At 63.7% G+C, this 15,771-nt stretch carries 9 protein-coding genes; 4 read left to right on the forward strand and 5 right to left on the reverse strand.

Going from position 1 to position 15,771, the window contains the following annotated elements:
• Positions 1 to 27: 27 nt before the first annotated feature.
• Complete coding sequence (locus M3P27_06520) at positions 28 to 1,398, reverse strand: APC family permease (GenBank protein ID MDP9267966.1); 1,371 nt, start codon at positions 1,396 to 1,398, stop codon at positions 28 to 30.
• Entirely contained in the window at positions 1,399 to 4,068 is a 2,670-nt protein-coding gene (locus tag M3P27_06525) for a beta galactosidase jelly roll domain-containing protein (protein ID MDP9267967.1), read from the reverse strand.
• Between the two features lie 149 nt (positions 4,069 to 4,217).
• On the opposite strand from M3P27_06525, the gene M3P27_06530 reads away from it, so the two are divergent.
• Entirely contained in the window at positions 4,218 to 5,204 is a 987-nt protein-coding gene (locus tag M3P27_06530) for an ROK family protein (GenBank protein MDP9267968.1), read from the forward strand.
• Positions 5,205 to 5,223: 19 nt separating this feature from the next.
• A complete protein-coding gene (locus M3P27_06535) occupies positions 5,224 to 6,330 on the forward strand; it encodes an SIS domain-containing protein (GenBank protein MDP9267969.1) in 1,107 nt (368 codons plus the stop codon).
• Positions 6,331 to 6,332: 2 nt separating this feature from the next.
• Here M3P27_06535 and M3P27_06540 read toward each other — a convergent pair whose 3' ends face one another.
• Positions 6,333 to 7,253, reverse strand: coding sequence for a tetratricopeptide repeat protein (locus tag M3P27_06540; protein MDP9267970.1), 921 nt, complete (start codon positions 7,251 to 7,253; stop codon positions 6,333 to 6,335).
• A complete protein-coding gene (locus M3P27_06545) occupies positions 7,250 to 9,439 on the reverse strand; it encodes a tetratricopeptide repeat protein (GenBank protein MDP9267971.1) in 2,190 nt (729 codons plus the stop codon). Before M3P27_06545 ends, M3P27_06540 begins: the two co-directional genes overlap by 4 nt.
• A gap of 224 nt (positions 9,440 to 9,663) precedes the next feature.
• Between M3P27_06545 and M3P27_06550 the strand changes: the two genes are divergently transcribed.
• Entirely contained in the window at positions 9,664 to 13,146 is a 3,483-nt protein-coding gene (locus M3P27_06550) for a carboxypeptidase-like regulatory domain-containing protein (protein MDP9267972.1), read from the forward strand.
• A gap of 89 nt (positions 13,147 to 13,235) precedes the next feature.
• Here M3P27_06550 and M3P27_06555 read toward each other — a convergent pair whose 3' ends face one another.
• A complete protein-coding gene (locus M3P27_06555) occupies positions 13,236 to 14,909 on the reverse strand; it encodes a CRTAC1 family protein (GenBank protein MDP9267973.1) in 1,674 nt (557 codons plus the stop codon).
• A 142-nt stretch (positions 14,910 to 15,051) separates the two neighbouring features.
• Here M3P27_06555 and M3P27_06560 point away from each other — a divergent pair.
• Positions 15,052 to 15,771 (forward strand): hypothetical protein (locus tag M3P27_06560; GenBank protein MDP9267974.1); only part of this gene is annotated, 720 nt, incomplete at its 3' end.

Here is a 15,771-nt window from a genome sequence, read left to right on the forward strand (position 1 = left end):
GAGCAAGCATCATATCTTCCTCTCTGGTCACGCGGAAGCACGCGGTTCCTCCGCCGGAATATCAAAGTTCAGCAGTTCGCCGCGGAATCCGCGGGTCTTGATCGCGGCGAAGATCAGACCGGCGACGAGCCAGACGCTGCCCCACAGCTTCGCCGGCCAGCTCAAGTTGATCCACAACAGAAAGCACACGGCAAAGCCCAACAACGGGGGAAGAAAATTGCCCACGGTGTGCGTCTTCTCGCGCAGGTAGTAGCGCATGAAGGCGGCCAGGTTCACGCCCATGAAGGCGATGAGCGCGCCGAAGTTCAGCATCTCGGCGCCGAGTCCATAAGTGATGAGGAACGCTCCCACCAACGCGACCACACCGACGAAGATCACGTTGTTCCGGGGGATGTGGCGCTTCGGATCCACAGCTCCGAAGAAGCGCTTCGGTAATGCGTTGCTGCGCCCCATCCCGTAGAGGAGCCGCGCCGCGCCGAGGTGCGCGCCCATGCCGGAACCGATGTTGGCGGCCAACAGCGTGAAGTTGATGAGCGCGAATAGCAGTGGGCCGCCGGCGCGCTTGGCCACGTGCACGAAGGCGGTATCCACGTCGGGATAGCCTTGCTTCGCCGGCCAGATCAGCTCCGCCAGGTAGACCTGCACGAGCGAGAGCACTCCGATAGCGACACAGGTAAACACGGTGGCCAGCAAGATGTCGCGACGCGGGTTCTTCGCCTCTTCCGACAGCGTGGAGATGCCGTCAAAGCCGATGTAGGTCAGCACCGCGATCGACGTTCCGCTGAGCACCAGCTTGAGATTGAACGTCTCCGGGTCGTAGAAGGGCCGCGTGAGCGAGCCCACCGAGCCTGCCGGCTGATGCAGCAGGTAGCGTGCGGCGACGATGAAGAATATCGCCAGCACGATCCCCATGAACGCGGCGAGCACGTTATTAGTCCGTGCCGAGGCGCGCACGCCTCTGAGGTTCAGCAAAGTGAACAGTGCGAAGAAGAAGATGGCCCACGCCCAATAGGGCACCGCCGGCGCAAAGTTCATCGCCGCCTTGCTGCACCAGATGATGCAGATCATTGGGTTGAGCATGTAGTCCATCGCCATGCTCCACCCGGTGACGAAGCCGCCGACGGGATGGATCTCCTGGCCAACGTAAGTGAAGGCCGAGCCGGCGCTGGGATAGGCGCGCGCCATGCGTCCGTAGCTGATCGCGGTGAACAGCATCGCGACCATCGCCAGCAGGATGGCGGTAGCGGCGTGGCCGCGTCCGCGATCAGAAAGCACACCGAATACAGACATCGGCGCGACCGGTTGGATCACGATGATGCCGTAGAGGATCAGGTCCCAAAGCCCGAGCGTTCGCCGCAGACGGGGCGCTTCGGCGGGCGTAGAAGGAGGCGTTGCCACCTAGCGCGCCTCCACGTTCCAACCGGTCACGGTGACATGCGGCTTCGCCTTGCCGAGCGCCGCCGCGTCGTAGGTAGATGTGATCTCGCGCTCTTCTCCCGGCAGCAGCGAGAAATAGTTGTCGTCCCAGTAGGAAGGCAGCACCTCCGCGCCGTTCGCGCCCTGGTTGACCTTCAGCCGCACAAAGAATGCGATCGCCGGACTATCGTTCTTCACGGTGACGCGGGTACGCATTTTGCCGGCTTGCAAATCGGAAGCGGTGCGGTAGCTGACCCGCGCCTTCGGCAACTTGTTCAGGGCGGTGAAGTCGGCGAAAGAACTGGTGGGCGAATACCACCACGTGGATTTCTCCCACGCGACCTTCTCCGGCGCGGTCGACAGCCAATAGAGGTTCGAGCTGGCGTGCTTGCCGGTCGGCTCGTCGACGTTGAGCACCAAGAAGTAGGTGCTGCTGAGTCCGGTGAGTTCACCGACGGCGGGGACGGTGAGCACTTTCTGGGTGGAATCGGCGGGCGCATCGAGGGTCGCTTGCTGCTGCCAACGCTGCTTCATGTCGAGGTCGTAGATAGTAGCGGTGACCTTCAGCGCCGGGGCGTCGTCGTAGCGGCTGCTGATCAGCCAGACCGAGCCGTCGTTGTAGGAGTACATCGCGTGCAGCGGCTCACACGCTTTCTTGGTGCCGTAATAGCCGCCACCGGGACGCAGGTAGTAGTCGTATTGATGCCAGATCATCGAGGGCCAGGCGTTGGTCATCATCCACTGGATCACGCCGGTCGCTTTGTATTTGTTGCGGCTATAGGCCTCGTACATCGAGCGCAAGCCCTCGTACGCCATCATCTGACTCTTGGTGGTGAACTCTTCCGCATCGTCCGACGGGCCGTAGCGCGCGTTCATCGCGTTGATGAACAGGTTCATGTTCTTGAATTCGCCGCCACCCGCGTGGAAGTTCCACCAATCATCGACCGGCCACAAGTGGTCCTTCGGCAGCATGGCGCGCACGCTTTCGATCTCCGGGGGTGCGCCGCCGGGGCTGATCTCGGTGGCAAAGCTCCACGCCCCACCGTACTTGCCGGGATCGTCGAGCCAGTAGACCGGCGGTACGAAGTCGTAGGGGCCGTTCATCTTCACGCCCGAAGGTCCGCTGAACGGGGAAGGAGTGGCCGACGCGGATGAGACGTAAGGGTTCGGCCAGTGCACCTGCTTCAACACGCGGATGTACATCTCTTCCACCGCCGGCACTTTCGCCGGCATGTCGCTCGAGTTCAGCCAGACGAAGACGCTGGGATGCGCCCGCAGGCGCAGGATCTGGTCGTGCTGGGAACGCTCCGCTATGCGGCGATCTTGATCGTCCCACTTTTCCCATTCCTCGAAATGGTGACAGCAGCACCACCCGGCCATCACCAGCATTCCGATACGATCGGTCAGCTGGAAGAAGTCTTCCGTCTCCAGCGTCCCTTCGAGCCGGATCGTATTCAGGCCCATGTGCTGCGCCAGCCGCACTTTCTGTTCGAGTTTGCGGGGATCCTCGCGCACCATCGCGTCCGGCGCCCAGCCCCCGCCGCGGATGAGGATCGGTTTGCCGTTGATCCTGAACAGCAGGGTCTTCTTGTCAGCATCCATTTCGCTGGTGACCTGGCGGATGCCAAAGTGGATCTCGCCCGCGTCGGAGACGCGGCCGCCGGTCTCGAATGCGAGGCGCAACGTATGCAGCACCGGCTTCCCCATCTGTGCCGGCCACCACAGTTTTGGGTCCTTCATCGTGAGTTGGGGCACAGCATCGGGCGATACCGCCACATCTCTCGTCTCGCCAGCGGCAAGCTCCACCGGCTGCGCGAAATGGATGGCACCGATCGTCCCGATCGTCCCGCGCAGGGTGCCCCGCACCGGCTTGTCGCTGTGATTGGTGAGTTCGGCGCGCACGGTAAGGCGGGCGCTTGCGCGCGATGGCAGCTCGACCTCGGTCTCCACGAAGGGATGCCGCAGGCTCACCGGACCGCCGGCCGTGAGATACACCGGCCGCCAGAGTCCCATATTCTTGTCCGGCGGCATCGGGTTCCAGTCGACGAAGGTCATTGCCAGATCGTGTGGGGTAGGAGCGACGACCTCGATGGCGAGCGCGTTTCGCCCGCGACGCAGGGCTGACCTGGTATCGATCTCGAACAGCCGCCACGTTCCCGCGATGTCCTCGGAAGTGGCGATCTGCTTGCCGTTCAGCCAGACATTGGCGCGGAAACTTATGCCGTCCAGATGCAGCAAGGTCTGCTGCCCGGCGAAATCCGCCGGGGCGGTGAACTCTGTCCGATACCACCAGGAGACGGCAAAGGGACTGTCAGGTGACATCGGCAACAGGGAAAAATTATTGCCGATGGGATAGGTGACCCCGGGCAGCGAGCGCATGTTCATCCCGAAATAAGGATCAGGGAAGGTACGGTCGGCAACCAGGGCGGCTACGATCGTGGTGGGCACCGTCGCACCGTGCCAGCCGGTGGCCGGGAATCCCACGCGCGAGATCTCGGCGCCGGTCCGCTTGATCTTGGCCGAGCTTTCCAGGCGCCAGCCGCGGGCGAGGTCGATTCGCTCGATGCGCCGCGTTCCGGGGTTGGGGCCAGCCGCGCCGGCTGCCAGCGAGGTTGCCACTAGAAAAAGAGCCACCACGTGCCCAAGTCTCATGGTGCGTCCTCCCCATTGGTTACGGCGGGTGAGTCAACCAGCTTGACTAAAGCCCTCTGGTTTTATTAAATCGTTTTAACAGCTGTCAAGTGGCAGGGTCAACAGCCCTGCCAGTGAAGGCCGAGGCAGGCATGCAGAATGGGGACCGAGTGGGCGAGAAGCTCGTGCTCGGTATCGATATTGGCGGCACCAAGGTCGCGGCCGGGTTAGTCAATGCCGCGGGCGAGATCGTTTCGAGTTCGCGTGCCCCCATGAATGCCAACGGCACCGCCGCCGAGGCGATGCGCTCGGTGGAACGGGCGATAGCCGGCGTGTACCCTGACGCTCGCGGCCGTGAGGTCTTCGGCGCGGGGGTCGCTTCTCCGGGGCCGCTCGATCCTGCGCGCGGGCTGGTGTTGCACAGCCCCAACCTTCCTTGCTGGCGTGATTTCCCGCTGCTCGCCGCCGTCAGTTCGGTGTGCGGTATTCCCGTCCGCCTCGATAACGACGCCAACGCGGCCGGACTGGCCGAAGCGCTTTGGGGCGCCGGGGCCGGCGAACCGCATGTGTTGTACATCACCATCGGCACCGGCATCGGCACCGCTCTTATCCACAACGGTCACCTGTACCACGGCCGGACGGGCGCGGCCCCCGAAGGCGGTCACATGACCATCGACATCAACGCGCCCGTGCGTTGTGCCTGCGGCAAACGAGGCTGCCTGGAGGGAATGGCGGCAGGTCCGGCCATCGCGGAGCGTGCGCGCGAGCTGGCGCGGAAGGATCCGAAGGGCGCCGCGACGTTGATCCAGATGGCTGGCGGTGACATCGCCGGCATCACGACGGAAGCCGTGTTCGACGCTTGGGCAGCCGGCGATGCGTGCAGCGCAGCAGTGATCGACGCCACGCTCGAGTTGTTGATGGTCTGGCTCGGCAACATGATCGACTTGTTCGAACCAGACACCATCATCCTGGGCGGAGGCGTTGGCATGCGCCTGCAACCCATGTTCGAACGGTTACGGACAGGGAGTGCGCGGTGGAGCATCAATCAACGGGCGGCCGAGATCCCGATCATGCCGGCAAAGTACGGTGTGGACGCCGGCATCGCCGGTTCGGCGGCACTCTGGTTCCAGGACGCGAAGAGGCATGTCACTGTTTAAGTCCCACTCCGAGGGTCTCGTGAATAGCCCACCGCCCACGCACATGCTCGCCGAGATCTACGAACAGCCGGCCGGCGTCCGCGCGACCGCGCAAGATGCCGGCATTCGCGATGCCCTCGTCCAGCTTGAGCCCGAACTCGCGCGGATCGGGCGGATCCTGATCGCCGGTACCGGCACCAGCCGTCACGCCGGTGTGGTGGCCAAGTTCATGATCGAAGGGCTGGCCCACATCCCGACCGAAGTCGAGTATTCCAGCGAACTTCAGCACGGCTCCTCCTTGCCCGGCCCGGAGACGCTGGTGATCGTGATCTCGCAGTCGGGGGAAACGGCAGATACGGTGAGCGCGCTCCGGACCGCGCGCCGCGCCGGCGCGCGCGTGCTCGCGATCTCCAACGTCAACGACGCAACCATGATGTATGAAGCCGATTTCCGGCTGCACACCAAGTGCGGTCCGGAGCGCTCCGTGCCCTCGACCAAGGCGTTCACCGCGCAACTTGCTGCTTTGTATCTGCTGGCGCTCGCGGCAGGCAAGACGCGGAAACGGCTGACCGCCAGCCAGTACAAGACTCACCTCGACGCGCTGCTGGAGATCCCGGCGAAGCTGGAGACGGCGCTGACGAGCGATGGCCTATGTCGGGAGCTTGCTGGCGTACTGATGTCGTCGGAGAAGTTCATCTTCGCCGGACGCGGCATCCATCGCGGCGTGGCGTTCGATGCTGCCCTGAAGTTCAAGGAGACCACCTACCGGTGCGCTCAGGCCTACGCGGGCGGGGAGGTTTGGCACGGTCCACTCGCCACCGTCGACCTCGAAACGGCAGTCTTCCTGCTCGCCACTCGGGATCGCCGCGACAAGCAGTCGGAGGTCCGCTACGAGCACACCCTGTCGAACCTGCAGTCGCTAAAGGGACGCGCTCGGGCGGTGATCGCTATCGGGATCGAGGGCGATGATGCGGTTGCGAGAGCCGCCGACGTGATGATTCCCGTGCCCTCTACTTCCGAATATCTGCTGCCGCTGCTGGAGATCGTTCCATTGCAGCTCTTCGCCTACCACGTCGCGACGCAGTTGGGCCATGACGTGGATCGCCCGCGAAACCTCACTAAGGCAGTCCTGCAAGAACGGCTCTGACCCTAGCGGGTCGGGTCTTTCGCGCTCAGGTCGAGCAACCGGCGCGACTCGCGCTGGTGCTCGGTCGCGTTCTTCGTGGCTTTGTCGAAGGCTTCCCGCGCCGCCGCCGCTCGCGCGCTGTCTCCCAACTGCGCATACACGCGGCTGAGGTGGTAGTAGGTCCGCGGATATTTCGGATCTGCGGCCGCGGCCAGCTCGAGCGCGGTGCGTGCGGCGTGATACTCGCCCCGTTGCGACAAGATCACACCGCGGACGAGGTTGGCTCCCGGATGTCGCGGGTCCTTGGCGAGCACGCGCTCCGCCATTCGCATCGCGGTATCAAGATCGCCGCGGACTTGCGCGATGTCGGCCAACATGTATAAGGCTTCGGTGTTGCCGGCGTCTAACCCGAGCACTTTATCGAGCGCCGCGGCAGCTTCGTCGTAGCGTTTGAGGGCGTGGAGTGCCGCCGCGTATCCGAGTTGTGCCGAGGGACGTTGCGGTTGCAGCTCGGCCGCGCGCGCCAGCGGCACCGTCGCGCCCTCGGTGTCTCCGACCCAGAGCTGAGCGAGGCCGAGAAGATACAGGTACTGCGGGTCATCCGGCTCGAGCCGCGTGGCCGCCGTCATCGCGCGCACCGTTTCCGCGGGGCGCTCGATGCGCAGCGCCAGCTGCGCGTAGCGATAGAGCAGTTCGGGTGAGTTCGGCGCCAGGCGTAAAGCCTGGGTCAGCGTGGCGATCGCAGCCCGCGCATTACCGCGCGAGGCCTGGGTCTCCGCCACCGCCAGCAGGGCAGCCGGGCTGTCCTGCGCAACCGTTGCCGCCGGCGCACTCCGGGAGCTCGGCGACCGCTTGGTCACAGGACGCTGCGCCCACAGCGTGGCCGGAAAGACCATGGTCGTCAAGGTGGAAACGATCACGACGAGAAGGAATGAGCGCTTCACGGCTTTTCCTCGCCGTGCTTCAGCTGCTGGAAGAGCGTGAACTGCTGCTGCGCATCGTCGGTGCGCCCGAGCTTCTGATAGGCGCGGCCGAGCTGGTAGTGGGCGCGCGCCTCTTTCGGCGCCAGGCGGACACTCGCTTCGAGCTGCTCCACGGCGCCGGCTGCGTCCCCTTCCTCGAGTAGCATCTGGCCCAGCAGATACCGGCCATCGAAGAATGCGGGCGTCCGCTTCAAGACGTCGCGCACGAGCGGCAAGGCTTCGGCGCGTTTTCCTTCGAGCGAAAGGGTGTAGGCCAGGTGATAGCGCGCGCGGTTATCGTCCGGATGGGCGCTCAGCTCGGCTCGAAAGTGGTGCTCCGCCTCGGCCAGGTGGCCACGCCGCAGCTCGATCACGCCAGAGGAGAAGTGCGCTCCTGGAACGCGCGCATCCAAGCGCAGGGCGTGCACGTACTGCGCGATGGCGCCATCAAAATCGCCTTGCTGCGCATGGGCGTCCCCGAGGAGAACATAGAGCGGAGCGGAGTCACCGTTGCGCGCGAGCAGCCGCGCGAACACATCCGCGGCGCGCTTTGGTTCTCCACTCTTCACCAGGGAGACACCGAGCGCGTATTGCAGGGACGCGTCGTTCTCGACCGCGGCGTCGTTCGCCAGCAATTCCGCCGCACACGCATAAGACTGGATCTGGAAACAGGAAAGCGCCAGCAGCCGTGCGAGATCGCGATTGCCGGGATCGCTCGCGAGCGCGCGTCGCAAAGGCTCGATGGCGAGGGCATGTTCCCCAGCCTGGAAGCGCGCCATACCCAACGACGCCTGGGCGCCCGGGAAGGCGGGATCCCAGGTGGCAGCGCGATAGAAAGAAGCGGCCGCGCTGCGATAGTGCTTGCGTTGCGAGAGGATCACGCCAAGATTGAAGTAGGAGCGCGCGATCACCTCGATCAGTGCGGTGCGTGCCGCGGTGAGCGCCGGGCCGTCCGGCGGAGGCGCGGACGAGATCTGCCATACCGCGGTCTTCCCGCTCATCCCCGAGCCGGGGTCGGGAATGAGATAGTGCTGCAACTGGTCCTCCGATTGGGCGCGATACTTTTCCTTGAGCTCCTTGGCGCGTTCGAAGTGTGCTGCCGCGTCGGTGTCGCGACCGAGGGCGTGCAGAGCCTGGGCGAGCACATACTCCGCGCTGCCGGCGTTCGCCGTAGCTTGCGGATCGTTTGCGGCGGCGGCCAAGAAGCGTTCCAGTGACTGCACCGCGCCGGCGAACTCACCCGACTGGAACTGCGCCTGGCCGAGGTGATAGAGCGGCCGGGACTCATTCGAAAGCCGCGCTGCCTTTTCCAGGTAGGGAACGCCCTCGGCCGCACGACGGTCGGCGGTCAACCCGATGCCGGCGTTGAGGTTGCACAAGTAGTCGTCGGGCGCGATCTCGAGCTCACGCTGGAAGGCGGCGATGGCATCGCGCAACCGGTCGGGTTGGCGGATCAGGATCGTCCCGAGGTAATAGTTCGCACGGCGGACGTGGGGATCGAGACGAAGCGCTGCTTGGAGTTCCTGCCTGGCTTCTTCGAAGTGCTCGTAGTCGCGCCAGGTACGGCCAATGAGCACGTGCGTGGGCGCCCCGGGGCGGAGTTGCAGCAGCGCGGCAAACGCCCGTCGCGCCGAGGCCACATCTTTCGCCTGGATAGCGATGGTGCCCTCGGCATGCGCCAGCTCGGCATCCTCGGGAGCGGCGTGCCGCGCCTCCTCGATCTGCTGCATCGCTTCGCCGAAGCGGCCCTGTGCCGCATAAGCGACTGCCATCAGATGCATCACGCGCGGTGTTCTGCCGGTGGCCGCCAGCTCGCGCAGCACCGCCTCAGCTTGCAACGGTTTTTGCCGTTGCAGGTAGACCGTCGCTACGCTCAGCAGCGGCTCGCTCGGATCGCTCAGCTGCTGGCTGGCTTCGCCATACGCGGTCAGCGCGGCGTCCCATTCCCCTTTCGCGCTGGCCAGGTTTCCGATGGCGACCAGGGCGCGCGCAGCGGCGAACCGGTATTCGCTCTCGGCCAGGTATAGGTCTTTCTTTTTGAGGGCTTGCTCGGCGGCCCGGATGTTGTCGTACGGGCCTTCGCTCGGACCCGCCCCAGGCGCGCTTTGGGAACACGCGGCGGCGGAGAGCAACAGGGCAAAGGCAGCAGTTCGGAGCCGGCGGGGCATGGCGCTGATTGTAAGCCAGGAGACCCGATGTTGAGGCCTTGGTTACCCTGGCCCGGCGGCGTAAAAAAGTTCCGTTGACAGATGACCGCGAGGGAGTTACAGTTTCGTGAATTTCGTGGGTGCCAGTGGGGCTAAACGGATTTAGTACCGCCAATTAAACCGTTTTAACTGATTCCTCGGTTTGCAATCGGCCCAGTTCAATAACTCCGTTGTGGAGGAAGAACATGCGGCGTCTCTGGTTCGCCGTTCTGCTTGTTGTGACCGCTCTCTTCTTGGTTGCGCCGCTTCAGGCGCAGCGTTTCCTCGGCACCATCACTGGCACGGTCACCGATTCGACGGGCGCCGTCGTGCCTGACGTCGACATCACCGTCACCGACGTCAGCACGGGTCTGACGCGCACGACGAAGACCGACAAGGACGGCGTGTACGCCTTGTCCCAGCTGCCGTTGGGGACCTACAAGGTGGCGGCGACGCGCACGGGGTTCAAGCAATACGTCAAGACTGACGTAGTGCTGCACGTCGCGGACACCTTGCGTACCGACATCGTGCTTCAGCCCGGCGCAGCCGACCAGCAGATCACGGTCGAGGCCGATCAGGTGCAGGTGCAGACGGAGAGCGGCGACCTTTCGGGCCTGATCAACGGACAACAGGTGCGCGAGCTGCCGATGAACGGACGCGTATTCGTCCAGCTCACGCAGCTGATGCCCGGCGTCTCGAGCGCCGAGGGTTTGCAGACTGACAAGAAGGGACTCGTTGCCGGCGTCGATATGTCGGTGAGCGGCAGCGGCGCGACGAATAACCTCTTCCTCGTCGACGGTGCCAACAACAATGACGTTGGTTCCAATCACACCATCCTCATCTATCCCTCGGTGGACAGCATCGCGGAGTTCAAGGTCCAGCGCAACAACTACGGAGCGGAATTCGGCCAGGCAGCGGGCGCGCAAATCAACGTGGTCACGCGCTCAGGCGGCAACCAATTCCACGGCGGTGTGTACTACTTCGGCCGCAACGACGCTTTTGACGCCAGGAACTATTTCCTTGCCCGCACCGGCGCGAAGGACAAGCTCCGCCAACACGATTACGGCTATACCATCGGTGGCCCGATCGTCCCCAACCGAGCCTTCTTCTTCTTCTCGCAGGAGTGGAACAAGATCCAGCGCGGCGACGCGCGCACAGCCTTCGTGCCCAGCGCGGCGGAGAAGACGGGAAATTTCAGCGGCACGCATGCTAACTTCCTGGCCGGTTGCGGCCCGGATACGCCGCACGATCCGGCGACTGGTCTTCCATTCCCGGGGAATCAGATCCCGGCCGGATCGCTCAGCCCTGCGGGATTGCTTTACCTTCAGCTCTATCCCGACCCGAACACTGCGTTGAGCTCGACTTGTATCAACTGGATCCAATCGGTCACCAGTCCCACCTTCTGGCGTGAGGAGAGCATCCGCGGCGACGTCTACCTCACCAAGTCCATCAACCTGATGGTGCGTTACACCCAGGACGCGTGGGTGAACGGCGCGCCCAGCGATTACGCGCATCTGTGGGGCGACGATCCGTTCCCGAACGTCGACTCCAAGTGGGACCAGCCCGGCAAGCAGTACATGGCCAAGCTTACCCAGACCATCGGCGCGAGTGCGGTCAACTCCATCCAATTCTCCTACGCGGGCAACCGCATCAACGTCACGCGCGGCGAACAGATTCCCGGCCTGAACGACGCGATCGACCAGGCGGCGCCGCCCATCTTTGGCTTCGGCGGGAAAACCACTGGCGACCAGCTGGCTCATCCCACGTTCTGGGGAGGGGGAGGCTACGCGCCGCTCTGGAACATGGCCCCGTGGACCAACCTGCAGGACCTTTACGCGCTGCGTGACGACTACAACGTGGTTGTCGGCAAACATTCGCTGAAGTTCGGCGCATTGTTTGCCTGGAACAAGAAGAACGAGTTCATTGGCGGCGCCAGCTCGGCGGAGCAAAGCGAGTTCTGGGGCGCCAGCGGTACGACCGCCAACAATTGGGGCGGCGCCACCGGCAACTCCATCGGAGACTTCTTGCTGCGCGGCGTGACCTGGGGCTTCGACGAGAACCGCAGACAACCGGAGGCGCACACCCGCTGGCATGATCTCGAGTTCTACGCCGGAGACAGCTGGAAGATTCATCCCCGCTTCACTCTCGATCTCGGCTTGCGCTACTCCATACTCTTCGAACCGTTCGACTCCGCGAACCAGATCGGTAGCTTTGTGCCGGCCCTCTATAACCCAGCGCTGGGTAACTCTCCCTGTAACGGTTTGATGTTCCCGGAGACGAATCCGTGCGTTGCCGCCGGCTTCCCGGGCGGCACGATCACGGACACCCGGTCGTTCCGCAGCACTGATATGAACACCATCGCGCCGCGCATCGGATTTGCCTGGGACATCTTCGGCAACGCCAAATCGGTCTTCCGCGGTGGCGTGGGACAGTTCTTCCAGCGCGAGCGCGTGGCGCCCTATCTGCCGCCCGCGGGCAATCCGCCCTTCAACGCCAACATCAACGGACTCCGCACGCTCGACAACGATCCGGCAAACCCGATGTCGGCTTGCGTGAGTTGCTCCACCTCGAACGGTTCCCCCGGTTCAGGGATCACTCTAGGCGCTCGGCTTCCTAACACGTGGCAGTGGAACGCCACCTGGGAGCAGGAAGTCTGGAAGAACAACATCCTGGAAGTGTCGTATGTAGGCAGCCGCGGCATTCACCTTACGAGCAGCTACGCGGCCAATCAGGTGTTGCCGGCCAACCGCCTGGCCTATATCCACGCGCAGGCCGCAGGTGATACCGGACTTCAAGCAAGCTTGCGTCCGTTCTCCGCGCTGGGTACGAACGGAAACATCTTGACCTTCGACCGCAACGGCAACTCCATCTACCACTCGCTGCAGACGCAGTTCCGCGGCCGTTTCGGCCGGGGCGCGCAGTATCAGGCTTCGTACACCTGGTCGCGGCTGATCGATGATGGTTTGCTCGATAGCTCTGACGGCGGCCTGAGCGCCGGCAGCATCATCGACATAACCGATCCGCGACTCAACCGCGGTCCGTCCGCCTTGCACCGTCCGCACATCTTCAACGCGAGCTTCATCTACTTAACGCCGCAGTTGAACGACCAGAACGGTTTCGTCAAGAACGTGTTCGGTGACTGGGAGATGGCGACGATCGTCATCCTCTCGCACGGGAGTGCCCTCACGCTGCATACGGGCAGTGTGCCTGGCATCGGCGGTGGCCCGTCGGGAACCGGGTTCACCAACGACCAGTTACTGAACCGCGTGCCGGGCGAGCCGTGCCGTGCTACCGGCGGTTCCGAACAGTGGCTCAACCCGAACGCTTTCACCCTCAATGGGTTCCAGTTAGGCACGATCGGCAATGCCAGCCGCGGGCAGTGCTACGGGCCTGGCATCACACAGACCGACTTCGCTCTCTACAAGAACTGGAACATCCCATTCTTCAAGAGCAAGTACACCGGAGAGCGGATGACCATCCAGTTCCGTGCCGAGGTCTTCAACCTGTTCAACAACGTGCAGTTCAGAAGCGTCTCCACGGACTACGCCCCGCCGAGCGCAGTCTACAACACCGGGAACCCAGCAACTGCGACCAGCATCGTAAGCTCCACGCCAGGGGCTGGCTTTGGCGTGGCACGCAACGTACGGGATCCGCGTGAGATCCAATTCGGGCTGAAGATCAGCTTCTAAGGCTCTTTCAACCCCCAGGCCACACGGGCCCCGCGACCTCGCGGGGCCCGATTTCTTTGAGCGGAAGAATGAGCGGAAGGAAGACAGCCTCAGGGCTGGCTAATGGTGAGGATCTGGTTCGGCTTTACGTTCTGCTGCGACGAGGTCGTGCCATCCGGCCAGAGGACCTCGATGCGCTCGATCGCCGGCTGCACTCCCAGGCCGAAGTGCTGGCGCATGTCGTCCTGGGAAAGGTAGCTGGTGCCGCTCTGCACGGTGCGTGATTGCGTCTTGCCGCCGGCGGTCACGCGGACGACCGCTCCGATGGCATCCGGGTTCTTACCTTTGCCGCGGAGGCGCAGCGTGATCCAATTCCCCTGCCGCCCTTCGTTGTGCAGCACTTGCGGCGCGCCGTCGAGATCGTTGATGACGATGTCGATCGCGCCATCGTTGTCCAGGTCGCCCACAGCCAGCCCGCGGCTCACGCGTTTCTCGGTAAAGAGCGGACCGGCCTCAGCGGTGACGTTGGCAAAGGTGCCGTCCCCGAGATTGCGGAAGAGCAGCTTCGGCTGCCGGTAGCCGGCAGAGCCGCCAAACTGCGCGGTCTCCATCTGCGGATAAACGTGCCCATTCACCGCGATAATGTCGACCCAACCATCATTGTCATAGTCGAAGAAGGCGGTGCCCCAGCCCACGAGCGGCAGGCTGGGCGGCGCTGTCTTGGAGCGGAACGACGCGTCGGTGAATCCGCTGGCGCCGTCGTTGCGGTAGAGGTCGTTGTACTCCTCCGCAAAATTCGTGACGAACAAGTCGAAGCGGCCATCATTGTTGTAGTCCCCCAGCGCCACCCCCATCGACCCTTGTTCGGCGCCATCGTCGCTCACGGCTACTCCCGCGGGGAACGCCACCTCCTCGAACTTGCCATTGTGCAGGTTCTTGTAGAGGAAGTTGGGGGTGGAATCGTTGGCGACGTACAGATCCGGCCAGCCATCGCCGTTGTAGTCGAACCAGGCGATGCCCAGGCCGAAGTATCCGTTGGGATCGTCTACCCCCGCCTGCTTGCCGACCTCCTGGAAGTGGCCGTGACCGTCGCTATGGAAGAGGAAGTCGGAGGCCCCCGGCAGCCCGCGCGGGCCGCACTGCACCGCCACGCCGTGGTACTCGCAGGTCTTGCCCTTGCCGAACTCCGGCAGATTGCTCAGCTCCACCTTCACGTAGCGGCTCACAAAAAGGTCGAGGTTGCCATCGCGGTCGTAGTCGGCGAAGCCGCATCCAGTCGACCATCCGCCGCCGCCAACGCCCGCTTCCTCAGTCACGTCCTTGAACGTGCCGTTGCCATTGTTGCGATACAGATGGTTCCCGCCCAGTCCGGTCACGTAGAGGTCTTCCCATCCGTCGCCATCGTAGTCCGCTGTGCACACGCCCATGCCCCAGCCGGGGAAGGCGACGCCAGCCTTCTCGGCCACGTCGACGAATTTCCCATTCCCCAGGTTCTTGTAGAGCGCGCTGCGGACCGACTTCGGCTGGTTCGCCGTATCCACGGTGAGCGAGTTCACGAAGTAGATGTCGAGCAAGCCGTCGTTATCGAAGTCGAGCAGCGCGACCCCGCCGGCCATCGACTCCACGATGAACTTCTTCTCGGGAGCGGATTGGTGCTTGAAGGTGATGCCGCTCTCCGCGGTGATGTCGCGAAACTGCGGCTTCCCCGGGGGTGGGGCCTGGGCCGTCGTGGCGCCGGGAACAAAGCAGGAGAGCAGTAAGAGGAGAGCGAGCAGGGTTCGCATGGGTTGAACGATAGGCCGCATTGTACCCTGTGGCCTCGCCGCACGGGGTCTAGAAAACCCATTGACAACCTCGCCTCCGAAGCGGAAAGTGGTTAGTCTTCGGCCAGTGAATCGATTTAATCCTCGCACCCCTGGATCGACTGTGACCATTAGCTTGCGCAAATACGTCGCCTTGCTGTGCCTCGCCGCCCTGGTTTTCTCGACCGCCGTCGCGCCCGCGCAGGAGAGCCAAGCTGCCGCGCCGCCGTCGTCAACCGCCTTCCGCACTGTCGACCTGCCTGATAGCCAGCAGTTCTTCGAGCGCGCCATCCGTCATTCGAAACCACGCGTCGATGCGGCGGCCATCGAGCGCCTGCTCAAGCAGATGACGCTCAAGGAAAAAGTGGGGCAGATGACGCAATTGGAGATCGGCATGGTCTCCACCGGCATCGATGCCAAGATCACCATCGACGCAGCGAAGTTGCACAAAGCAGTCGTCGAGTATGGGGTGGGTTCGCTCCTGAACGTTAAGGACGAGAAGCTGCCACTCACAAGGTGGCACGAGATCATTCGTGCCATCCAGGCCGAAGCCGCAAAGACCCGCCTCAAGGTCCCTGTCCTGTACGGGATCGATTCGATCCATGGCGCCAATTATGTGACGGACGCGACGCTGTTTCCGCAGCCCATCGGCATGGCGGCGACTTGGGACCCGGAGCTCGCGCAGCGCGCTGCCGAGGTGACCGCGGATGAGACTCGCGCCGCCGGCATCCCTTGGGATTTCTCGCCCGTGCTCGACATTGGCCGCCAGCCGCTCTGGCCACGCCTCTATGAGACGTACGGCGAAGACCCCTACCTCGCGAAACTCATTGGCGTTGCTACCGTC

Source organism: Acidobacteriota bacterium, from assembly GCA_030774055.1.
Lineage (GTDB): Bacteria > Acidobacteriota > Terriglobia > Terriglobales > Acidobacteriaceae > JACPNR01.

Coding starts and splice junctions, on each gene's coding strand:
- M3P27_06525 (MDP9267967.1), bottom strand. CDS start 4,068: ATGAGACTTGGGCACGTGGTGGCTCTTTTTCTAGTGGCAACCTCGCTG.
- M3P27_06545 (MDP9267971.1), bottom strand. CDS start 9,439: ATGCCCCGCCGGCTCCGAACTGCTGCCTTTGCCCTGTTGCTCTCCGCC.
- M3P27_06550 (MDP9267972.1), top strand. CDS start 9,664: ATGCGGCGTCTCTGGTTCGCCGTTCTGCTTGTTGTGACCGCTCTCTTC.
- M3P27_06555 (MDP9267973.1), bottom strand. CDS start 14,909: ATGCGAACCCTGCTCGCTCTCCTCTTACTGCTCTCCTGCTTTGTTCCC.